Annotated in this window: 10 protein-coding genes; 4 read left to right on the plus strand and 6 right to left on the minus strand. The window is 71.8% G+C overall.

The window, feature by feature from the left end; genetic code table 11:
- Position 1: 1 nt before the first annotated feature.
- The 6 genes from ACWGI6_RS19145 to ACWGI6_RS19170 all read right to left on the minus strand — a co-directional run bounded on the left by ACWGI6_RS19145 (position 2) and on the right by ACWGI6_RS19170 (position 19,036).
- On the minus strand, positions 2-886 hold the full coding sequence (locus tag ACWGI6_RS19145; RefSeq protein ID WP_453268594.1) for an esterase/lipase family protein: 885 nt from the start codon (positions 884-886) through the stop codon (positions 2-4).
- A gap of 93 nt (positions 887-979) precedes the next feature.
- The gene (locus ACWGI6_RS19150; RefSeq protein WP_453268595.1) at positions 980-2,128 is read right to left on the minus strand and encodes an FAD-dependent monooxygenase; all 1,149 of its coding nucleotides are present in this window, start codon (positions 2,126-2,128) and stop codon (positions 980-982) included.
- A complete protein-coding gene (locus tag ACWGI6_RS19155; protein WP_453268596.1) occupies positions 2,125-3,072 on the minus strand; it encodes an SDR family oxidoreductase in 948 nt (315 codons plus the stop codon). The genes ACWGI6_RS19150 and ACWGI6_RS19155 overlap by 4 nt, the downstream gene beginning before the upstream one ends.
- 2 nt (positions 3,073-3,074) lie before the next feature.
- A complete protein-coding gene (locus ACWGI6_RS19160) occupies positions 3,075-4,514 on the minus strand; it encodes a phthiocerol/phthiodiolone dimycocerosyl transferase family protein (RefSeq protein ID WP_453268597.1) in 1,440 nt (479 codons plus the stop codon).
- Positions 4,511-18,058, minus strand: a complete 13,548-nt coding sequence (locus ACWGI6_RS19165) for an amino acid adenylation domain-containing protein (protein WP_453268598.1) — start codon at positions 18,056-18,058, stop codon at positions 4,511-4,513. The genes ACWGI6_RS19160 and ACWGI6_RS19165 overlap by 4 nt, the downstream gene beginning before the upstream one ends.
- Positions 18,059-18,130: 72 nt before the next feature.
- Positions 18,131-19,036 carry a LysR family transcriptional regulator gene (locus ACWGI6_RS19170; protein ID WP_453268599.1) on the minus strand — a complete coding sequence of 302 codons (906 nt, stop codon included), beginning with the start codon at positions 19,034-19,036 and terminating at the stop codon, positions 18,131-18,133.
- A gap of 162 nt (positions 19,037-19,198) precedes the next feature.
- Between ACWGI6_RS19170 and ACWGI6_RS19175 the strand changes: the two genes are divergently transcribed.
- The 4 genes from ACWGI6_RS19175 (at position 19,199) to ACWGI6_RS19190 (ending at position 22,660) form a co-directional block, all read left to right on the plus strand.
- Positions 19,199-20,116: a DMT family transporter gene (locus tag ACWGI6_RS19175; protein WP_453268600.1), complete on the plus strand. Its 918-nt coding sequence runs from the start codon at positions 19,199-19,201 to the stop codon at positions 20,114-20,116.
- Between the two features lie 400 nt (positions 20,117-20,516).
- Positions 20,517-20,777, plus strand: a complete 261-nt coding sequence (locus tag ACWGI6_RS19180) for an acyl carrier protein (protein WP_453268601.1) — start codon at positions 20,517-20,519, stop codon at positions 20,775-20,777.
- A 178-nt stretch (positions 20,778-20,955) separates the two neighbouring features.
- Positions 20,956-22,065: a beta-ketoacyl synthase N-terminal-like domain-containing protein gene (locus tag ACWGI6_RS19185; protein WP_453268640.1), complete on the plus strand. Its 1,110-nt coding sequence runs from the start codon at positions 20,956-20,958 to the stop codon at positions 22,063-22,065.
- On the plus strand, positions 22,058-22,660 hold the full coding sequence (locus ACWGI6_RS19190) for a hypothetical protein (RefSeq protein ID WP_453268602.1): 603 nt from the start codon (positions 22,058-22,060) through the stop codon (positions 22,658-22,660). The genes ACWGI6_RS19185 and ACWGI6_RS19190 overlap by 8 nt, the downstream gene beginning before the upstream one ends.
- Positions 22,661-22,747: the final 87 nt, after the last annotated feature.

Genomic DNA, 22,747 nt, shown 5'->3' on the forward strand with positions numbered 1-22,747 from the left:
CTCACTTCCACCCCGGGAAATACGGGTCCACCCGGAAGCGGGGAACGGGCTCGGCGTTCTCGGGGTCGAGGGCGTTGAGGACGTGCAGCCACGCGCGCTCGTTGTAGATGATGCCGGCGTGTTCGCAGAGGTCCTCCGGGCAGCCGTCCTGGAGCAAGATGTTCGTGACCTCGTCGCCGTCGAGGAACGCCTTCTTGTACGGCGTGACGATCTGATCGTGCTCCGTCATGATCACGGTGTACTGCGGTCCCGGCCGGGTATCGCCCGCACCGTAGATCAGGTCGATCATTTCGGAGTCGGGCGCTCCCTGGTCACAGAGCGGAAACAGCTTGCGGGCCAGCACGTGGTACAGGCCGGGGGCGGCATTCCGGAAGACATAGGTCAGCGTGCTGAACGAAACGCCGTGGTTGGACGGGGCGATCGACACCGCCTTGTCGATGTTGGTGTACCCCTCCAGGACATTGAGGTAGTACTGCATCAGCAGACCGCCGCCACCGGAATGCCCCACGAGATCGATCTTGGGGACGCCGGTGAGCTGCTTGATGCGCTCAACCTCCGCGGCCAGTTCCGCTCCGGCGTCCCGCAGGTCCGCACACCCGTGAAAGGGCAGGTTCCACTTCTCCGCCCACGCCGGCTTTCCCCAGTTCATGGTGAACACGCAGTAGCCGTGATTACGGAGAAAAGGCGCTCCGGCCTGGAAGTTGAACGACTGGTTGGACATGAACGCATGCAGGAGGAGCACCGGCCGCGGATGATCCTCCGTCGGCCTGACATGCGGGTCGTTGGCGCCCGGTGGCGGTGTATTCGGGGTCCAGTAGGCGCGCACTCCTGCCCGCATGTCCCACGGTACGGGCAGCGGACCGTCTTGTGACGTGTGCAGCGACATCTGCTTCGGTTCCCTTTCTCGGTGCACGGCAGGGGTCTCTCGGCGGCGATGGGCCGTCGCGGGTTTCGGCGGGGCGTGGGGGGCGTGGCCGGCTCAGGCCGGAGGGTCGTAGCGCATCGGAGCGACGATCTGACGGTGTACGACGGAGCTCGGTGCATGCCGTAGGACGAGATTGCGCAGGCCCGCGGTGAGCGGATGCCCGAGCTGTTCCAGTCGGCTCAGGCGCCGTGCGGCCGACACGAGCCACCGGGTGCGGTCCCGGCGCGCCCTCTCGTACCGGCGCAGTGCTGTGACCGGCTCGGGCCCGGCCGCCAGGTGGTGGGCAAGCGCGTGGCCGTCCTCGATCGCCGTGCCGGCCCCCTGGCTCAGGCTCGTCAGCATCGGGTGGGCCGCGTCCCCGACCAGCGTGACGGGCCCGATGCCCCACGTTTCGAGGAACGGCCGGTCCTGGGCCGGCACGCTGATGACGGCCTCGTCCTCGGTCAGGGAGATGGCCTGCCGCACCTCGTCCGCCCAGCCCTCGTAGGAGTCGAGAATCCGGTCCTTGGTGCCCGCCCACCGCAGGGGACGGCGGGACGGAGTGTTCTTCGTCCCCCACCAGTAGGCGCGGCCGTCCCCGATGTCGATCAGGCCGAACCGCTGCCCCGTCCCCCAGTAGTGGGCGGCGCCACCGGTCGGCAGACGGGGGTGCTCGAACGGAACGGTCGCGATCCAGCAGACGTAGCCGTACTCGCGGACCGGCTCCCGGGCCGTAGACAGCTCGCGGACGGCGGAACGGATGCCGTCCGCGCCGACGAGCACCTCACCGGTGTGCGTCACGCCGTCGGCGCAGGTGATCGCCACGCCGGCCCCGACGCGGTCGCAGCGGGTGACTTCGGCGCCGTAGTGAACGGGGGTGTCGGCCAGCGCGTCGCGGAGCCGGGCGAGCAGGTCGCTGCGGCGCACGTTGACGACCGGAGAGCCCAGCTCCTCGGCGATCGGTCCGAACGGTATCTCCCGCATCGGCCGGCCGCGCGCGGTACGCAGAAAGAGCCGTTCGCAGACCCGCCCCACGCCGTCCTCCGGCAGGTCGAGGCCCAGAGCGCTCAGCACTCTCGTGGCGTTGCCGGCGATCCCGAGCCCGCCGCCCGACGTCGACGGCCCCGGCGCGGACTCGAACACCTCGACGTCGATGCCCCGCGCGCGCAGCGCGACGGCCGTCGTCAGACCGCCCACACCGGCGCCGGCCACCAGCACCTTCATCGCGTCCCCTGCTGACGGCGGCCGGACGGCACCGCGCGCACCGTGGTGCCACCGCGCGCGCCCGCGGCGGCGAACTGCCGCCGGATCACCGCGTCCAGGGCCCGGTCCGGCAGCAGCCGGGCCGCTACCGCGGCACCCCACGCGTCCGGTCCGACCCGGTAACGCGTACGGGGCCGGCAGGCCGTCATCGCGTGGCCGATGGCGCGCGCGATGTCCTCGGGGCGGGTCCTGCTGGCCTCGGCGCGCCCCTGGTTCAGGGCGACGAACTGCTCGAACCGCACCCGGTAGGAGTCGGCCACCTCGGCCGGGACCGCGTCGAGCACACGGCGCGCCCCCTCGGCGACCTTGGACCATATCGGTGTCATCACGGCTCCCGGCTCGACGACCGAGACGCTCACTGACCGCGGCGCCAGCTCCCGGCGCAGCGCGTCCGACATGCCTTCCTTGGCGAACTGCGAGGCGGCGTACGGGCCGAGGAAGGGTGCAGCGACGCGTCCGATACCCGAGCTGATGTTGACAATGCGCCCCGCCGGGTTCCCGGGAGGCGTCGTCGCCGGCCGGGTGCGCAGCAGCGGCAGGAACGCCTGGGTCACCGCGACGGTGCCGATGAGGTTGACCTCCAGCTCCGCCCGCAGATCGTCGAGCGGCACGCACTCCAGCGGCGCCGACACACAGATCCCGGCGTTGTTCACCAGGCCGTGCAGGCCCGCCCCGTCCGTTCGCTCGCGCACCTCCTCGCGGGCGGCGGCCACCGATTCGCCCGACGTGACATCGAGCGGCAGCGGGCGGATCGCCGGGCTCCGGCGGGCGATGTCCCGCACACCGTCTGCGGACCGCGCCCCCGCGTACACGGTGAATCCGGCGTCGGCCAGCGCCAGGGCGGTGGCCTCGCCCAGCCCCGACGACGCACCGGTGACGAGGACCGCGCCTCGGCTGTTCGACATGATCAACCTCTCGTTGTCGTGGTGCCCGGCACGATGGCCCGGTCCGGGTCCGGTGTGAGCGTCCCGGCGGGCCCGAGGCCCGACATCAGGGCGCGCACCGCTCGATGCGCGATCCGCTCGGCCCGGTCCCGGGGGACGGCGCCGTCGATATGGGTGAAGTTCCAGTGCAGTGAGCCGTGGCTGGTGTTCACCGTCGCGACCAGGTATCCGCTGACCGAGATGCCGGCGACGAACTGGGCGCCGGACAGTTCCCATCGCCCGGCCCGGTCGGGGAAGCCGTAGCGCCCGATGTTGGACAGGCAGGTGTTCCCCGGCCCCGACCTGTCGACCAGGGCAAGGACACGGGCGCTTCGCCGGACCGAGCGCGGCGCCATGAAACGCAGCAGAGAGACCAGCGCCAGGTGCTGATGGAGCCGCTTGCGGCGCCGTAGGTCCCGGTGGGCGCCGCGTGCCACGGCCCACAGGCCGCCGGCCGCGCCCACCTTGATGTGTGACGGCACGGTGGCGACGTAGGCGCCCGCGTCCCGCGTCCCGACCGGCGGGACCAGATCGGCACGGAAGTCCACCGGGGAGCCGACGGTCACGCGCGCGCCGCGCCCCGCCGGCCCCGCCGTGCCGGACACGGCCAGCGCCATCGCCGCTGCCAGCGCACTGTGGACCGTCACACCTTCCAGGCGGCACCGCCGCACCAGAGCGTCCAGCTGCGCGGCGTCCAGTTCGTGCCGGATGAGCCGGGTACGCCGCAGTGCGGGCGGCACCGGCGTGGCCGGCCACAGCCGGCGGGGCCGGGCCAGTGCCCCGGCGATCCGGTCGGCGACCAGCCAGGCGACGAGGTGGACCGTGCGGGGTGCCCCGTTGATCCGCCTCGGCAGCAGTGCTTCCGGTGGCGGCAGCGGCCTTCGCGGCCTCGGTGCGTCGACCGCCGGTGACGTGGCCGAGACGGCCGCCAGCTCCACCAGGCGGCGCAACAGCTCCATCAGGGTGGTCCCGTCGGCGATGACGTGCGACACCGTGAGGATCAGGTCATGGCATTCGCCGGCGGCCCCGGGAGTGCCCTGCGCGACATCGACGATGCGGGCCAGCGGTCCCTCGCGCCAGTCGAGCGAGGTCACCAACTCGACTTCGTCGACCTCCCGTTCCCACCGCTGCGGATCGGGCTCATCGCAGCGCACGGTGCGCACCGGTATCCGCGTGTCCTTCGCCGCGACGAAACACGGGCGGCTGTCCCCCGGGCCGGCGGCGACGGCGACGCGCAGCAGCGGATGTTCCGCGGCCAGCAGTGCGCCCGCCCGTGCGAGGGCCTCCCCGCTCACCGCACCGGTCACCTGCACCCGGGCGATCACATTGAGCGGGGAGATCCGGTCGCAGATCCAGTACCAGCGTTCCATCGGGCTCAGCGGCCGGCGGATCTGCCCCGCCCCGCCCCCCGCGGTCGCCGTCATCGGCCCGCTCCGCCGCGGTCCGCGGCGCGCTTGAGGACGTCGCCGAGACGGTCCGCCACGACACTCACGTGCGGGGCGGCCATCATCGTCAGGTGGTTGCCGGGGACCTCCACCGTCTCGACCCCGTCCTGCGCCCAGCGCTGCCAGCCGTTGTCGGGCCCGGCGCACATGGTGCCAAGGGTGCGGTGTGCGGTGGCGAAGCCGGACGGGAGTTCGTCGGCCGCCCGCAGCACGACGAGGCGCTTGCGTATCGGGCCGACGCGATAGTCCATCGTCGCCCGGTAGTTGGCCCGGAACACTCCGTACAGCCGGCGCAGTAGCCGCGGTGAGCCGTCCTCGGGAAGGATTCCCCGCTCCACGGCCTGGCGGAAGATCGCGTCGAACAGCTCCTGCGGCTCCCAGCCGGACGGATCGAGCGCGTCGTCGGACTCCGTCTCGCCGACCGCGTACCAGAGCAGTTCCCGGAAGAACAGGACGAGGAGCTGCTGCTCGTCAAAGAGCTGCCGTGGCCCGTCGCCGAGCGCCATGGTGTCGAGCAGCGTGAGCGTGGCGACCTCGGCCTCCCCCAGCTGACGGGCGATCTCGATCGCCACATAGCCGCCGAAGGACCAGCCGGCGAGGTGGCAGGGCCCGTCCGGACGCACTCGGCGGATCGCCGCGATGTACGCGCTCGCCAGCTCCTCCACCGAGGTCAGGGGCTGGGTGCCGGGCTCCGCGCCTGCCGCCTGGAGACCGTACACCGGCCGATCGCCGGCGAGCCGGTCGGCCAGTTCGCGGTAGCACAGGACGCTGCCGCCGATCGGATGGACCAGGAACAGCGGCTCGCCCTCGCCCGAGGTGCGCAGGGGGACCACGGGGTCGAAGGCGGGGCGGGCGCCGCGGGCCCGGATGACCGCCGCGAGCCCGCGAGCCGTCGGTGCAGCGAGGAACGTCCCCAGCGGGAGTTCCACCCCCCAGCGCCGGGCGATGGTCATCGACACGCGTACGGCTCCGATCGAGGTCCCGCCCGCGTCGAGGAACCCCGTCTCGGCGTCCAGGTCGTCGACACCTGCGAACTCCGCCAGCACGGCGGCGATTTCCTCTTCGAGGCCGCCTCCGGAGTCGCCGCCGGCCGCGGTGACGCCACCGGATCCGTGCGCGGTCAGGGCCCGCAGCGCGGCGTCGTCGCGCTTTCCGCTCGGTGTCAGGGGCATCGCGTCGATCCAGCGGTAGTGGGACGGCACCATGTACGACGGCAGCACGCGGTGCAGCTGCGACCGCAGCGCCTCGGTATCGGTCCGCTGTGCGTCACCGACGAGGAGGGCCTCCAGTACGGCGTCGGATCCGCCCAGGTCGCGTGGTACCACCGCCACCTGCTCGATGCCGGGGTACGTCGCGCCCAGACCGAGCACCGCGAGTTCGACCTCGGCGCACTCGACGCGGTAGCCGCGCACCTTGACCTGACGGTCCGCGCGGCCGAGGCACACGATCTCGCCGCTCGCCAGGGCGATGCCGATATCGCCAGTACGGTAGCGGACCTCGCCGTCCGGGCCGGTGACGAAGCGCTCGGCGGTCAGCTCGGGCCGCTTCTCGTACCCCAGCGCGACGCCGGGTCCCTGGACGTGGATCTCGCCCTTCACGCCCGGTGGGACCGGCCGCATCCGGTCGTCGAGGAGGGAGACGACGGTCCCCGAGACCGGGGTGCCGACGGGCGGCAGCGGCGGATGGTCCTCGGGAGGGCCGGACAACTGGTGTGCCAGGACGACATGGGTCTCGGTCGGGCCGTACTGGTTCTCCAGGACCGCGTCCGGGTTCGCGGCGCACAGCGCGCGGATCTCCGGGGTGATCCGCAGCTGTTCGCCCGAAGAGATGACCGCCCGGAGCGAGCGCGGGTACGTGCCGGTGGCCGCCGCCACCTCCGCCAGTGCCTGAAGGGCCACATACGGCAGGAACAGCCGCTGGACTCCGCCGTCGGCGACGGCCTTGAGCACAGCGACCGGGTCCTGGCGCGCGCTCTCGGGCACCAGGTGCAGGGTCCCGGCGCCGCACAGCGTGGAGAAGACCTCCTGGAAGAAGACGTCGAAGCTGAGGGGCGCGAACTGGAGGGTGCTCATTCCGGCCGCACCGGTGGCACGCCGGTTCTGCCACTCGATCAGGTTGGTCAGCGCGCGGTGCGGCATCACCACGCCCTTGGGTTCACCGGTGGATCCGGAGGTGAAGAGCACATAGGCGACGTCGTCGGCGCGCAGTCGCGGCAGCGGGGTCTCGTCGGTGCCGTCCGCTGCGGCGACGCTCCTGTCCGGCGCGAGAAGCGCCTCCGGGGGGAGAATCCGCGCCGCCCCTTCGAGCGGCGGGCCGGAATCCGGCTCCGCGACGACGAGCCACGGCCCGGCCGTCCGGAGCATCGCGCGAAGGCGCGCCTGCGGATAGTCTGGGTCGAGCGGGACCACGGCCGCCCCGGCGCGCAGCACGCCCAGCACCACCGCCACCAGCTCGGTCGACCGCCGCATACGGATCGCCACGCGGGCGCCGAACGGCACTCCTGTGCGCAGGAGTTCCACCGCCACGGTGTCCGCGGCATCGGACAGCCGGCGGTAGTCCCAGCGCTCCGCCCGGTCCGCGCCGCCGACGACCGCATTGGCCGTCGGGTGCTCCATGGCCACCCGGGCGACCGTCTCCGTGACGTCGCCGTACCGGATCTCCCCCAGGTCGGTCTCCTCGTCGGGGTGCCGGACGATCTCCCCGAGCACCCGGACGAAGAGTCGGCCGAACTCCAGGCACTGGGCCGCCGTGAGCGCGTCCTCACCGGTGCTGACCCGGACGGCGAGGCGGCCGTCGCGGGGGTCGACCAGCGCGGTGGTCAGCAGCGTGAAGTTGGTCTGCTCGCGCACCCCGACATCCACGAGTTCGATCCGCCCACCGTCCAGAACGCCGCTGAGCGTGTGGTAGTTGACGAAGTTGAACGCCGTCTCGAAGGCCGGCGCGCCCCGCTCGGACGTGAGCGCGCTGACGGGGAAGCGCCGGTGCGGGAAGGCGTCCCGCTCCCAGCGGACCACGTGTTCGACCGCGTCGCGCCAGGTGCGCTGCCGCCCGTCCAGGCGTACCGGCAGGGTGTTGAGGAACAGGCCCGCGCACTGTTCGACGTCGGCGCCGTCCGGCCGGGTGTGTGTCACACAGCCCGTGGTGACGTCGTCGGCTCCGGACAGCATCCGCAGCGCGAGGCAGTGCGCCGTTAGCAGGACGGACTTCATCGGTACGCCCTGCCGCCGCACGAACTGTCGCACGCTCCGGTCGAGCCACGAGGGAAGCGGCATCATCCGGTCGCCGTCCTCGTCGGCCGGGCGCACGACATGGGCCCGCTCCGACTCGATCGTGGTGGCCTTGGCCCCCTCCAGCGCCTCGTTCCAGAACCGGCGCGCGGCCTGCCCCCCGCACGAGGCGCGCTCGGCACGCACGTGTTCGGCGAGCAGCAGCGTCGGGTGCGGCCGCGCCGCGTCTGCGGGCGGGCGACCGTCGGCGACCGACAGGTAGTCCGTGAGCAGTTCGCTCATCAGGTGGGCGACGCTCCAGCCGTCCAGGATCGCGTGGTGGAAGCTGAACACCAGGTCCACACCGTCCGGCCGCACGAAGACCCGGGTGCGGTGCAGGGGGGTGGCCCGCTCCGCCCCCGCGTCGGCCGGCGGGTACTCGGTGCGGTGCATCCGCTCCGCATAGGCTTCGACGTCCTCGGCGCCCGGGGCGTCCACCGCAGTGATCTCCAGGGCGTCCGGGGCCTCCGGGAGGACGAGTTGCAGCGGTGTCGACCGGCCGGTGAGATCGAAGACCGAGCGCAGCGCCGGCTGCCGACGCACCATCCGCCGGTACGCCGCACGGAACGCGTCCTCGTCCCAGGGCATCCTCAGGCGGTAGCGGAAGACGTCCTTGTACAACGGGGAGTCCGCGCTGTGCAGGCTGTGGTACAGCATGCCCAGCTGCATCTGGGAGGCCGGAAAGGCATCCTCGACGGTCCGTAGTGAAGCCCGGTCGATCAGCGGTACGAGGTCGAGCGGGGCGGACACCCCCGCGCTCGGCGCAGGGGTGCGCTCGCCGGCCGACACGTGCGCGGCGAGGCCCGCGAGGGTGGGGCGGGCATGGAACCGGTCGAGGTCGAAGGAGAGTCCACGCTTCTCGGCCTCGGTCCGCACACGCAGGGCCAGGATCGAGTCGCCGCCCACCGTGAAGAAGTCGTCGTGCACGCCGAACGCGCCCGACCCGAGCACCTCCCGCCAGATCGCGGCCAGCTCCCGCTCGACAGGGGTGCCCGGCCGGTCGGTGCCTGCGCCGCGCTCGCGCCGTCCGAGCCCGGGCAGCGCCCGCCGGTCCACCTTGCCGCTCCGGGTCAGGGGAAGGTCGTCGAGCCACTCGAAGTCCGCCGGGATCATGTACGAAGGCAGCAGGCCGGCAAGGGAGTCCACGACGGACTCCGCGCGCGCGGACCGCGTGTCAACGGCCGTGCCGTCGTCCGCGACGACATAGGCGACCAGCCGCGTTCCGGCGCCGGTGTCCTCGGCGGCGACCGCCGCCGCCACCACGCCCGGGCACCGGGTCAGCGCGTTCTCGACCTCGCCGAGCGTCACCCGGTTCCCGCGGACCTTGACCTGGTCGTCCAGGCGGCCGAGGTATTCGAGGGTGCCGTCCGCCAGCCAGCGCGCGAGGTCCCCGCTGCGGTACCGGCGCCGCTCCGGAAGGGATTCGTCGACGACGAACGCCTCGTCGGTCAGGGCGGGTCGGCCCAGGTAGCCACGGCCGACGCCGACGCCCGCGATGTTGAGTTCGCCCGGCACACCGACCGGGCAGCGCCGGCCCGCGCCGTCGAGGACCATCAGGGCGATGTTGTCGAGGGGCTTGCCGATGGGCACCCGTCCGACGGGGCCCTGCTGCGGAATGTCGAAGGAGGAGACGTCGACCGTCGCCTCGGTCGGACCGTAGAGGTTGGTCAGCCGCACATCGGCCCGTCCGGCCGCGGCGAACACCGCGCGGAAGCGCTCCGCCAGCGCGGGTGAGAGCGCCTCGCCGCTACAGAAGACCCGCCGGAGCGTGCGGATCTGCGCGGCCGCCTCCGGGTCGTGTGCGAGGTGATCGAGGAACGCGGCGAGCATCGACGGCACGAAGTGCAGGACCGTCGTGCCGTGGCGGGCGATCGCGGCGCCCAGCTCCCGCGGATCGCGCTCGGCCCCCGCCGGCGCCACCGCCACCCGCGCGCCGGCCTGGGCCCACCACATGAGCTCCCACACCGACACGTCGAATGTCGCGGGCGTCTTGTGCAGGACGACGTCGTCGTCCTGAAGCGGATATCGGCGCTGCATCCAGGCAAGACGGTTGACGACCGAACGGTGCTCGATCATCACGCCCTTTGGAGTGCCGGTGGAGCCCGAGGTGTACAGGACGTAGGCCAGGTCCCTGGGACGGGACGCGGCCGGAAGACCGGGCACTTCGACGGGCTCGGCGTCCGCGTCGGAGGCGTCGCCCCGCACCGTAGCGGCGGCGGCCGGCACGGGCCGGATGCCGAGCGGACCGAGGAAACCTTCGGACTCCTCGTCACAGATGGCCATCCGTCCCCCGCAGTCCGTCAGCACGGACCGGACGCGCTCCCACGGATGCTGCGGGTCGACGGGTACGTAGGCGCCCCCCGCCGCATGCACGGCGTGCACCGCGATCAGGTACTCCGCGGACCGCGGCAGCAATACCGGCACGCACTCCTCCGGCCGCAGCCCGGCGTCCCGCAGCCGCTGTGCGAGCCGGGAGACGCGGCCGAGGAACTCCGCGTAGGTCAGCGTGTGCGTCCCGCCGTCGGCATCGGACCAGACGACTGCCGGGCGGTCCGGCGTGCGGCCGGCCTGCGCCGTCATCAGCCGGTCGAGGGTCGCCGTCTCGTCGAGTTCAGCCGTGTGCGGGCGTTCGAACGCACTGATGCGGGCGGTTTCGTCGGGGCCGAGCATCGACAGCGTACGCAGCGGTGCGTCGGCCGATCGCAGGCCCTCGTCGAGGAGCCGGGCGACATTCCCCATCGCCGCCTCGACACAGAAGGTGTCGTCGAAGACGTCGTCGGCGTAGAAGACGTCCACGTCGAGCGAGCCGTCGCTCTCGTGTTCGCGCACGACGATGTTGACGGCGTCGAGCGCGTACCCGGAGGAGAGCACGGTCAGCTCGACGTCGTCCCGCCGGTCGAGCGGATTGTCGGGGACGGTGATGTACGAATAGGTGACGTCGAACAGGCCCTGCGCCCGGTGGCCTTCATCGCGCAGCGCACCGAGCAGATCGCCCAGCGGAAACCGCTGATGGGACGTGAGGTCCCAGACGTCCGAGCGGATCCGGTGCGCGAGGTCGAGCAGCGTGCTGTGCTCGTCGACGGGCACGTGGAGGGGCAGGATGTTCGCGACGTCCGACATGGTCGCGAGGTCTTCCGGCGTCTGCCGGTTGAGCAGGGGGACGCCGAGGACGATGTCGCCGTCGCGGTGCAGCCGACGCAGGTAGCCGGCGAGGGCGGCCGCGGTCACCGCGAAGATCGAGCACCCGGTGGCCCGGACACGGTCGGCGAGGTGGGCGTCGACATGCACGGACCGCCGCAGTCGGCGGTGGCCGCCCACCGTCGCGGTGCGGGCGAAGAGCGCGGGCGTCAGCCCGCCCACCGCTCCGACCAGCGCGTCCCGGTCGGCCTGCCGGTCCGGCGAGGCGCGGTAGGCGCGGTCCGCCGCGACGACGTCAAGGCAGCTGGGCGCCGGGGCCGACGCGTCCGGAGCCCGGCCGTCGTGGGGCTCGAAGTCCTCGCAGATCTCCTTGAGCATGAGGTTGATGCCCCAGGCGTCGGCCACGACGTGGTGGAGACGGCAGTACACGATCAGCGAGTCGGCGTCGTCGATGAGGATCGTCGTCTGCACGAGGGGTCCGTCCAGCGCGATGACGGTCTCGGTGGTCCGGTCGATCCACCGGCGACAGGCGTCCCCCGGATCCGGGGAGTCGCGGAACGACACGACCTCGACGTCCGGGTAGTCGGGCAGCACCCGCTGCCGCCACTCGTCGCCGTGCGGTTCGAGCCGTAGTCGCATGGCGTCGTGCCTGCGCGCGGTGCGCAGGATCGCCGCCTTCACCCGGTCGACGTCTGTCGTGCGGCGCAGACGGAGGTAGCCGCTGGGCTGGGCGACGGGCCGGTCGGGGTAGGTCAGCGCGGCCGTGACGACGTCCTGCTGGTAGCCGCTCAGCGGCCACGTCGTCCCGGCTGCCGGAGTCCGTTCGGCGCTCGGTCGCGGTGCCGGCTCCGCAGCCCGGGGCGGGGCGGGCGGTGCGGCCGGAGCCGGGCCCGGCAGCGCGGCCGTGGCAGCCTGCGGCAGCAGGGCGAGCAGGTGCTCCACCAGCGCCGCCGGGGTCTTGTGCTCGAAGACGGCGTTGGTCGAGACGGGCAGCCCGGCCGCTTTCTTGAGCCGGTTGCGGAAGGCGACGGCGCCCAGGGAGTCGAAGCCGAGGTCCTTGAAGTTCACGTCGTGGCCGACGGCCTCCGGCGTGTCGTGCCCCAGCACGGTCGCGGCGACGCTCCGCACCAGGGTGAGCAGCGTCGCGCGCCGCTCGTCCGGTGTCATGCGTCCCAGGCTGTCGCCGAGCCGTGGTGTCTCGTCCGCGCGCCGGCCATTGCCCGCCGCGCGCAGTGCGGGCCGTACGAACCCGCCGAGGACCGAGGGCCACTCCCCCGCGCCCTCGGGCCCCCGGGACCGCCCGGACGGCAGGGCGAGACGCGCGGGGAGCAGCAGCGGACGACCGCTGCGCAGCGCGGCGTCGAATAGCGCCAGCCCCTCCTTGGAGGACATCGCCGAGAACCCCAGTCGGCGCAGCCGGGCATGATCGGTCCCGCTGAGGTGGCCGGTCATCCCGGTCTCCTGCGCCCAGACGCCCCAGGCGAGGGAGGTCGCGGGGAGCCCGCGCTGGCGCCGGTGCTCCGCGAGCGCGTCGAGGAACGTGTTGGCCGCGGCGTAGTTCGCCTGTCCGGGCGACCCCAGGATGCCGGCCGCGGACGAGAAGAGCACGAATGCGGACAGGTCCGCCCGGCCGGTCGCCTGATGCAGGTTCCAGGCCGCGTCGAGCTTGGGCCGCAGCACACGGTCGAGCTGGGCCGGCGACAGCGCGCCGAACACCCCGTCGTCCAGCACTCCGGCGGCGTGGACGACGGCGGTCAGCGGGTGCTGTGCGGGGACGTGGGCCAACGCCTCGTCGAGCGCGTGCCGTTCTGCGGCGTCGCAGGCGACGATCCGCGCCTGGGCGCCCAGCGCGCGTAGTTCGTCGCCGAGCTCGCGCGCCGCGGCCGTGTACGGTCCGCTGCGGCTGAGCAGCAGCAGGTGCCGGACGCCGTGGGCGGTCACCAGATGGCGTGCGAGCAGCGCGCCGAGCACACCTGTGCCACCGGTGATGAGCACGGTGCCCGCCGGGTCCAGAGCCCTTGGCAGGGTGAGCGCGAGCTTGCCGGTGTGGCGGGCCTGGCTGAGGAACGTCAGCGCCTCCGGCATCTGCCGGACGTCGCGCACCGAGACCGGCAGCGGTTGCAGCACGCCGCGGTCGAACAGCGAGCCGAGCGCGGACAGCGTCTCCCGGATGTCGTCCGGGCCCACGCGCGTGAGGTCGAAGTGCCGGTAGCGAACGCCGGGGTGGGTCCGCGCCATCTGCTGCGGGTCGCGGATGTCGGTCTTGCCCAGCTCGATGAAGTGGCCACCGTGCGGCAGCAGCCGCAGTGAGGCGTCGACGGACTCGCCCGCGAGCGAGTTGAGGACGACGTCGACGCCGGCGCCGCCGGTCGCTTCGAGGAACGCGGAGGCGAAGTCGCAGGTGCGCGAGTTCGCCATATGGTCGTCGCCGAATCCCAGGTCGCGCAGTGTGCCCCACTTCTGCGGGCCGGCGGTGGCGAACACCTCGGCTCCCCAGTAGCGGGCCAGTTGGATCGCCGCGAGGCCCACCCCGCCGGTCGCGGCGTGCACCAGCAGCCGCTGCCCCGAGGTCAGGGTGGCCAGGGTGCGCAGGCAGTGGTGGGCGGTCAGGAACACCGCCGGAGTGGCCGCCGCCTGCTCGAAGGACCATGTGGCGGGGAAGCGGGTGAAGTACCGCTGGTCGCGAACCACGCGTGGACCGACACCGTAGAACATGCCCATCACGCGGTCGCCGGGCCGCAGCGTCCGCACATCGTCGGCCACCTCCACGACCACGCCGGCCCCTTCATTGCCGAGGTCGGCGCCGGGGTCGGGGTAGAGCCCGTACCCGATCATGACGTCGCGGAAGTTCAGTCCCACCGCGCGCACCTCGGCCCTGACCTCACCCGCGGCCAGCGGCCGGGCGGCCTCGGCCCACGGCATCAGGGCCATGTTGCTCGCCTCAAGCGCGCCCTCGCCCCGCGTGCGCAGCTGCCACTCGGGCTCCCGCAGCCGGTCGAGCCCCCCGATGCGGGACCGCTCCGCCCGTACGACACGCGGCACCCGGGCAGTTCCCTGCCGGAACGCCAGCTGCGGTTCGCCGCTTGCCAGCACGGCAGGGACCAGTTCCCGCCAGCCGGTCCAGTCGTCGACGTCGGCCAGGACGATCCGGCCGGGGTTCTCCGTCTGCGCGCTGCGCAGCAGCCCCCACACGGGGGAGTGCACCAGGTCCACGACATCGTCACCGGCGCCGGTGGAGACGGCACGCCGGGTGAGGACCACCAAGGTGGCGTTGTCGCGGGCCGGGTCGGTCAGCCAGCGCTGCGCCACCCGGAGCACGTCACCGAGTGCCTGTCGCGCACGCTGCGGGAGCTGAGCCCCGGGCCGGTCGTCGACGGTCTCGCAGCGCAGCACCGCGGCGGCCGGGGTGCCGGATGCGGACACCGTCTGCCATTCGGCCCACTCGGTCAGGGTGGCGGCCGTGTCCGGAGGGGGGAGCTCGGTCCAGTCGAGCCGGAACAGCGCATCGGACGTGCCGGTGCCGGCCGCGAGCAGCCGGTCCCGCGTGATCGGCCGCAGCGTCAGTGCCCCGACCGTGCACACCGGCCGGCCGTCCGGGTCGAAGAGCACCAATGCGTAGGTGTCGGGCCCGGTCGAGGTAAGGCGCACGCGCAGTGCGCAGGCGCCCACCGCATGCAGCCGGATCCCCGACAGCTCGAACGGCAACCGCACTTCGCCGGGGGTGACTTCGCGGTCGAGCTCGACGTATTCGAGTGCGTGCAGGGCCGCGTCGAGGAGCGCCGGGTGGAGGCAGTAGCCGTCGCCCTCGATGCCGTCGGGCAGGGCGACCTCGGCGTAGACGTCGCCGCCCCGGCGCCACACCGCGCGCAGCCCCCTGAAAGCGGGCCCGTACTGGTACCCGCGCGCGGCCAGCCGCCGGTAGGCGTCCGAGACCTCCACCGGCTCGGCACCGACCGGCGGCCAGACCGCCGCGTCGGCACCGGCGTCGGCCGGCGCCGTACCCAGGAAGCCCTCGGCGTGCTTCGTCCAGGCGGGCCGGGCGTCGAGCGGCCCGGGGGATTCGGTGCGGGAGAAGATCCGTACGCCGCGTCCCTCGTCGGACTCGTCATCGACGACGACCTGGACCTGGACGGCGGCGTGCTCGGGGATCACCAGCGGCTCGTGCAGCACGAGTTCCGTCACGGCGGAGCAGCCGATCTGCTGGCCGGCGGCCAGGGCCAGCTCGGTGAGCGCGGCACCAGGCAGCAGGACCACCCCGTTGACGGCGTGATCGGCCAGCCAGGGGTGGGTGGCCGTCGCGAGGCGGCCGCTGAACTCCAGCCCCTCGCGCTCGGGGTGGTGGTGCACCGCGCCGAGGAAGGGGTGATCCGGCCCGCCCCCACCGGGCGGGAGTACGGCGGTCGCCCTACCCGCCGTCGGCGCCAGCCAGAAGCGCTTGCGCTGGAAGGCGTACGTGGGCAGATCGACGCGCCGCGCACCGCGGTCGGCGAGGTGCCGATCGACGGCAAACCCGCCTCCCGCCACGTGGACTTCCGCGACCGACGCGAGAAGCCGGGCGAGGCTTCCCTCGTCGCGTCGCAGGCTGCCGACCACCAGGCACGGCTCGACGGCGCCGGGTCCGGCGGCGTCCTGTAGCGACTCCTCGACCCCGACGGTCAGGACCGGATGCGGGCTGACCTCGACGAAAACGCGGTGGCCCCGGTCGTACGCGCTGCGCACCGCCTGCTCAAAGCGCACCGTCCGGCGCAGATTGCGGTACCAGTAGTCGGAGCCGAGTGCGTCGCCCGCCATCGGCTGTCCGGTGACGGTGGAGAGGAACTCGATGTCGCAGGGGGCCGGTTCGACTCCCGCCAGCGCCTCGTGCAGGTCCTCGCGGAGTTCCTCGACGTGGCCGGAGTGTGAGGCGTAGTCGACGGGTATGCGGCGCACCCGTATGTTCTCGGCCTCACAGCTGCGTACGAACGCGTCGAGTGCCGCCGCCTCGCCGGACACCACCGTCGTACGCGGCCCGTTGACGGCGGCGATGGCCAGGCGGTCGTCCCAGCGCTCCAGGTGGGGTGCCACTTCATCGGCGCCCAGCGCCACGGATGCCATGCCGCCCGTACCCGCGATGGCCGCGATGGCCTTGCTGCGCAGGGTGACGATCTTCGCCGCGTCCCGGAGTGAGAGCGTGCCGGCGATGTGGGCCGCGGCGATCTCCCCCTGCGAATGCCCGATCACCGCCCCGGGCCGGACGCCGAACGCCTGCCAGCAGCGCGCGAGGGAGACCATGACGGCGAACAAGGCGGGCTGGACGACGTCGACGCGGTCCAGGCCCGGCGCGTCGGGCCCGCCCCGCAGGACGTCGAGCAGCGACCAGTCGACGAACTCGGCGAAGGCGCGGTCGCACTCCTCGATCGCCGCTTCGAACACGGCGCTGGTACGGAGGAGTTCGTCCGCCATCCGCGTCCACTGCGAGCCCTGTCCGGGGAACACGAAGACGACGTCCCCGGCCGCGCCGGCCTTTCCCGTGACCGTGGCGAGGTGCGGCCGGCCCTCGGCGAGTGCGGCGAGCGCCTCCAGGGCCTGCTCGCGGCCGTCCGCCAGCAGGACGGAGCGGTGGTCGAGGCGGGCCCGGCCGGTGGCCAGGGTGTGGGCGACGTCGGCGAGGCGGAGTTCAGGGCGCTCGGTGAGGTGCGCGAGCAGCTTCGCGGACTGTGCTCGCAGCGCCGCCGGGGTCTTCGCCGAGAGGACGAGCGGCACGACTCCCCGGTCCTCCGGCTGCCCTTCGCGCGCGGCGTCCGGGTCCTGCTGCGGGGGCGCCTGCTCCACGATGATGTGGGCGTTGGTCCCGCTGATGCCGAACGATGACACCGCTGCGCGCCGTGGGCGGGGTGTCGCGCATTCGCCCCGGGCCGGCCAGGGGATGGTCTCGGACGTCACCCGCACGGATCCCGCGGACCAGTCGACGGCGTCCGTCACGCGGGACAGCAGCGTCCCGGGTAGCTCGGCGCGGCGCAGCGCCTCGACCATCTTGATGACGCCGGCGACGCCCGCCGATGCCTGGGGGTGGCCGATGTTCGACTTGATCGACCCTACTAAGAGCGGGGCGCCGGCCGTCCGGGCGACTCCGTAGGCGGCGATGAGGGCGCGTGCTTCGATCGGGTCGCCGACCTTCGTGCCGGTGCCGTGGGCCTCCACTGCGTCGATGTCGGCCGGGGTCAGTCCGGCGTCGGCGAGGGCGTCGCGTATCACGCGACGCTGGCCTGCCTCGCTCGGGGCCGACAGGCCCTCGGACGCGCCGTCCTGACCGATCGCGGTACCGGGCAGCAGCGCCAGTACGGTGTGGCCGTGGCGCCGCGCGTCCGAGAGCCGTTCCAGCACCAGGACCCCGGCCCCTTCCGACACGCCGAACCCGTCGGCCTCCGCCGAGAACGGCTTGCTGCGGCCGTCGGGGGCGAGCGCCCCGAGCTGCCCGAATCCGACGAAGATGCTCGGCGCGCAGACCACGCTGGCGCCGCCCGCGAGGGCCAGCGAGCACTCCCCGGCCCTCAGCGCCCGCACCGCCAGGTGGACGGCCACGAGAGAGGACGAGCAGGCGGTGTCGACCGTGACGGCCGGCCCCTCCAGGCCCAGCGCGTAGGAGACACGCCCCGAGGCCACGCTCGGGGTGGTGCCCGTCGTCAGATGCCCGGCGTGGTCCGCTTCCCCGGCGAACACCCTTGGGCCGTACTCCTGGGCAACGACGCCGAAGTAGACCCCGGTGCGGGTGCCCGCGAGCCGCGTCGGATCGATCCCGGCCCGTTCGAGCGCCTCCCAGGAGGTCTCCAGAAGGATCCGCTGCTGCGGGTCCATGCCCAGCGCCTCACGGGGGCTGATGCCGAAGAACGACGCATCGAAGTCGCCGACACCGTCGACGAACGCCCCGCCCCGCGCATACGTCGCCCCGGAAGCTCCCGTGTCGGGGTTGGTGAGCGTCCGCACATCCCAGCCGCGGTCGGTGGGGAAGTCTGGGACCGTGGCGCTGCCGCCGCGCGCGAGGAAGTTCCACAGCTCTTCCGGTGAGGAGAGCGACGGGGGAAAGCGGCAGCCCATTCCGACGACGGCAATCGGGTCCGCGGACGAACGAGGTGTCGGCATGGCTGCGACACTAACCATCGCGATCAAGGCTGTGATGTCCCTGGAAGAAGGGACACCCGGTGTGGCCGGACGTCAGCGGGAGAGCTGCTCGCCGACCGCGGCCAGCGCGTTGACCGTGGCCTGTACGGAGGGGCGTACCGACCCCTCGGCCCGCCACACCGCATAGACACGGCGGGTCAGCTCCGGCTCGACGGGCACGACTCGGATGCCCGCGGGGAGCGGTGCGAGCCCGAGGGAGGGCACCATGGCCAGTCCCACCCCCGCCGAAACGAGGGCCAGTTGCGTGGGGTGTTCGTTGACCGTGTGCACGATACGCGGCTCGGTGCCCTGGCCCCGCATGGTGAACAGCAGCCACTCATGACACGTCGAGCGCCGGACCCGGCTGATCCACCGCTCGTCGACCAGCTCGCCGATCCGCACCGTCGGCTGGTCGGCAAGCCGGTGGTCCTGGGGAAGAGCCACCTGGGCCGTGTCCGTCATGAGCAGCTTCTTGCGGACCGTGTCCGGCCAGCCGATCGGTACGTGGTCCCAGTCCTGGACCAGCCCCACGTCCAGGTCCCCGCGCTCCACCTGGATCAGCGGTGAGTCGAAATCCATCTCACGTATGTGGAGCTGGAGTTCCGGGGCACGCTCGGTGAGCAGGCGCAGAGCGTGTGGCACCAGGCCGCGGGCTGCGGTGGGGAAGGCGCCGAGCGTGAGCTCGCCCAGAGGCGCGCTGCGGTACGCCTGGAGCTCGGCCTCGGTCTCGTCGACCAGAGCGAGGATCTGCCCCGCGCGAACGGCCAACAGCTGGGCCATGGAGGTCAGTTCGACCCCGCGGCCGCTGCGTTTCACCAGTTGGTGCCCGGTCTCCTGCTCAAGCTTGCGGATCTGCTGGGAGACGGCAGAGGTGGTGACGTGCAGGACCTCGGCAGTACCACTGACCGAGCCGTAGGTGGCGATTGCCTGCAGGGTGCGGAGACGTTCGAGGTTGAGCATGTTGAAGCAACCCTACAGCGAGATCTCAGTTTTTCTCGCTTGTGCTTCGATGTAGCTAACATCAGAGTTCTAGCCATGGACTCGCTCCCCCCTGTAGCCGAGGGAGGCGGAGCCGTTGCTCCCTCCCTCCCTCCCCCCGCAGCCCGTTCCGGCACTGCACCTGTGCCGGCACCCGGACCGCGCTTCGACTGGCGGTTACGCTTCGCGCTCCTCGCACTGCTCTGGGGGCTGAGTTTTCTCTTCGTCAAAATCAGCGGTGAGGCGTACGCCCCTCTCCAAGTGGCTTTGGGCCGTGTCGTCTTCGGGGCACTGACGCTGCTGGGTGTGCTCGTGTACAAGCGCGAGTCGCTCCCGAAGAACCTGCGGCTGTGGCTGCATCTGGCCGTCGCCGCCTTCCTCCTCAATGCCCTGCCGTTCACACTCTTCGCCTACTCCGAGGAACGGATCACCTCGGCGCTCGCCGGCATCTGCAACGCCACCACCCCGTTGTTCACCCTTCTCGTGGCAGTGAGCGTGCTGCCCGGCGAGCGCCCCAACAGGAACCGGCTCGCGGGCATGGCCATCGGATTCCTCGGTGTGCTGGTGGTCTTCGGGATCTGGAACGGCGCGGACGTCGGCGACCCGCTGGGGGCCGGCATGGCATTGGGCGCCGCGCTGAGCATGGGTGCCGGATGGGTCTACGTCCGCCGTTTCCTCACCGACTCGGGCCACTCCAGCGTGGCGCTGTCGGCCGCCCAGGTCACCGCGGGCGCCGTCGAACTCGCCGTGGTCACCCCCTTCCTCACCTCGGCGCCCGCACACTTCCCCGTCGTGCAGACGCTGTCCCTGATCGTGCTCGGTGCGCTGGGGACCGGTGTGGCCTTCTTGATCCAGTACGGGCTGGTGCGGGACGCGGGCGCCACAGTGGCGTCCATGGTGACCTACCTGGTCCCCGTCGTCTCCACCGCCGCGGGTGTGGTCATCCTCGGCGAGGTGCTGAAGTGGCATCAGCCGGTCGGCGCACTCGTGATCCTGGCGGGCGCGGCACTGGCGCAGCGCTCGGCCTCTCCTTCGGCCGCGAAGAACGGCGGACGAGGTTAACCGTCCGATGGGTACGAGGCCGTGCGGCCGGCTTCGGCGCACCTGCCGTGATGAACGCTGCCGCCGGTCGGGCGGCAGCCCCGCCATGCCCTTGGGAAACCGTGTGGCGACACGACCTTGACGTTATTTTTGCGCCCGGCAACGCGACGGAAACATTCGGGAATTCAGAGCGGACACATAGTTCCACTACGACGGATTACCGACCCGGTGAATGCCGAATGAGATCTATCCCACGTCTAAAGCATTTGACGGACCAGCTTGGTCGACTCTAGCTTGGAAAAGCCCTCAGGTGCCTTGAGTGGTTAACCTTGTTCACTTTCACACGCCATCTTGCGCGCACATTCTGCTGCAATCCCGCTTCCCGAATTTCCGATTTCGGGGGAACCGGAAAGGCTATTCCATGTCCATTGCAGACACCATCAAGAACATTCTTGTCGCCCATGTGTACGTCGAGGTTCCGATCGACCAGATGGGCGAGCAGGACAGCCTGCGAGACGTATTGGGCGTGGACTCCCTGGGCTTCGTCGAGCTTCGGGTGCAGATCGAGGAGGCGTTCGAGATCGCCATCTCGGACGACGACTTCACGCCCGAGCACTTCGCCACCATCGCGTCCCTGACCTCGCTGATCGAGCGTCAGCAGGCTACGGCTTCGGCTGCCTGACCCCGGAGTGACGCCGGCCGTCCGACACCGGACGGCCGGCCTCGTACATGACAGCGGCGTCCGGCTGCCCGGTGCCGCCGGACACCGCGATCGATCGCATCGCGTTCCACCCAAGGGGGAAACGGGGATGAATAACTTAATCGAATCTGCCCCACCGGACTCTTGCTTAGTCACCGGAATGGGCTGGGTCACTCCGCTCGGGAACTCTGTGAGCGAGGTGTGGAGTGATCTACTGAAGGGTGAATCCGGCGTGCGGGAAACGCCGTCGGATATTCCGGTCCGCAGTAATCTGACAGCCGTCGTGCCGACCGTCCCACTGAACGAGAGTCCGCACCTGCGCCAGCGTGAGTTCACGGTTTCCGCGGTGAATTCCGCGCTTACGGACGCCGGAATTTCCCTGGCTGCGGACGGCGTTGAACTTATTCTCGGCACGAGCTATGCGGGAAACCTCGACGACCCGGAAGTCCCCTCGCTGTACGAGTGGGCCCAGCAGGCCGCGGCGCGGCTGGGGTTCCCGCGAGCGCCGCTGTGCGTCACCACTGCTTGCTCCGCCGGATCGGACAGCATCCTCATGGGGGCCGAGCTGATCCGCTCCGGCCGTCGCACCGTCTGCGTCTGCGTCGGCTCGGATGTGGTCACGCCCGCCAAGCGGCTGGGGCACTCCTTGCTCGGAACCATGACCGACGAAGCGCTCCGCAGCTTCGACAGCCGCCACAACGGCATGGTGCTCGGCGAAGGCGCCGGCGTCATCGTGCTCGAATCGGCCGCACACGCCCGTGCGCGTTCGGCTCCGGTGCACGCGATCCTGCGTGGCGAGGGGTCCGCCAACGACGCTGCGGGGATGACGGCCCCGGACCCCAGCGGGACCAGCGTCGTGCTCGCCGTCGAGCGGTCCCTGGCCGGCAGTGGGATGTCGGCGGACGACATCGCGGTGGTGAGCGCGCACGGCACCGGCACGCCCGTCAACGACGCGGTCGAGGCCACCAGCCTGCGGAGGCTGTTCGGTTCCCAAGAGCACGGTCCGGTCGTCTACGGCACCAAGGGCGCTCTCGGCCACAGCCTCGGTGCCTGCGGAACCATCGAGGCCATCACCCTGATCAAGGCGCTGGAAGAGGGGCTGGCACCTCCCGTACAGGGACTTCAGACCCCGATGGACGACTTCCCGCACCAGCTGGCCATCGGCTCACCGACCCCGGTCCCTGGATCGTCGGGCCTCAGCCTGACGCTGGGATTCGGCGGCTTCAACACGGCACTGCTCTTCTCACGTCCCGGGGGAAGCCATGAGTGAATCCCGCGCTATGGCCACGATCTCGCGCCATCCCCTCGTCGCGGCGGGTTACGGCGAAGTGGTCACCACGACACCTGCCGGCCACTCGCGCAACGGCTCGTCCCTGTTCGCGGACCCGCTGGCATGGCTCATGGCCGAGGCGGTGGAACGTGCCGCCGATGACTGCGGCACGGACCTGTCCGCCGTCGGCGATCAGGTCGGCATGGTCGCCATCAGCGACGCCTGCACTTTGGAGACCATGCGGGCCATCGCCAAGGCCACGCCCCGAGGACGGCTCTCACCGTTGAAGTTCGCCGGCGCCAACCCTGGTTCCGTCGCCGGACTCCCCTGCATCCGGAACGGCTTCCGCGGCCCGACGCTGACGCTGTCCATGTCCCCCGCGCCGGCGCTCCCGTCGGCCCTCGCCATGGCGGAGGGCTGGATCGCCCGGGGAAGTGCACGCTACGTCCTCATCGGATCCCATCGACGCGACGGGGACGTCCACGGCGCCCGCTGCTATGTCCTGCAGTCCTCCCCCACTCCGGAGCCGTACACGGAGCCCGATCTCTCTCGGCTTGCGGCCCCGGTCCACATATCGGCCACCGCGGACCTCTGAAAGAGGAGACCGTCTGCCACGCTTACCGAAACCCTGGCCCCGGCCCTGGGTATCAGCCGCGACGACGTCGTCGCCCTGCTGTCCCGC

The organism is Streptomyces sp. NPDC054786, assembly GCF_053611685.1.

What these genes read in the sequence shown, in the direction of transcription:
- ACWGI6_RS19180 (WP_453268601.1), top strand. Translation starts at nt 20,517, where the DNA reads ATGTCCATTGCAGACACCATCAAGAACATTCTTGTCGCCCATGTGTAC.
- ACWGI6_RS19190 (WP_453268602.1), top strand. Translation starts at nt 22,058, where the DNA reads ATGAGTGAATCCCGCGCTATGGCCACGATCTCGCGCCATCCCCTCGTC.
- ACWGI6_RS19145 (WP_453268594.1), bottom strand. Translation starts at nt 886, where the DNA reads ATGTCGCTGCACACGTCACAAGACGGTCCGCTGCCCGTACCGTGGGAC.
- ACWGI6_RS19160 (WP_453268597.1), bottom strand. Translation starts at nt 4,514, where the DNA reads ATGACGGCGACCGCGGGGGGCGGGGCGGGGCAGATCCGCCGGCCGCTG.
- ACWGI6_RS19165 (WP_453268598.1), bottom strand. Translation starts at nt 18,058, where the DNA reads ATGCCGACACCTCGTTCGTCCGCGGACCCGATTGCCGTCGTCGGAATG.
- ACWGI6_RS19185 (WP_453268640.1), top strand. Translation starts at nt 20,956, where the DNA reads ATGGGCTGGGTCACTCCGCTCGGGAACTCTGTGAGCGAGGTGTGGAGT.
- ACWGI6_RS19150 (WP_453268595.1), bottom strand. Translation starts at nt 2,128, where the DNA reads ATGAAGGTGCTGGTGGCCGGCGCCGGTGTGGGCGGTCTGACGACGGCC.
- ACWGI6_RS19170 (WP_453268599.1), bottom strand. Translation starts at nt 19,036, where the DNA reads ATGCTCAACCTCGAACGTCTCCGCACCCTGCAGGCAATCGCCACCTAC.
- ACWGI6_RS19155 (WP_453268596.1), bottom strand. Translation starts at nt 3,072, where the DNA reads ATGTCGAACAGCCGAGGCGCGGTCCTCGTCACCGGTGCGTCGTCGGGG.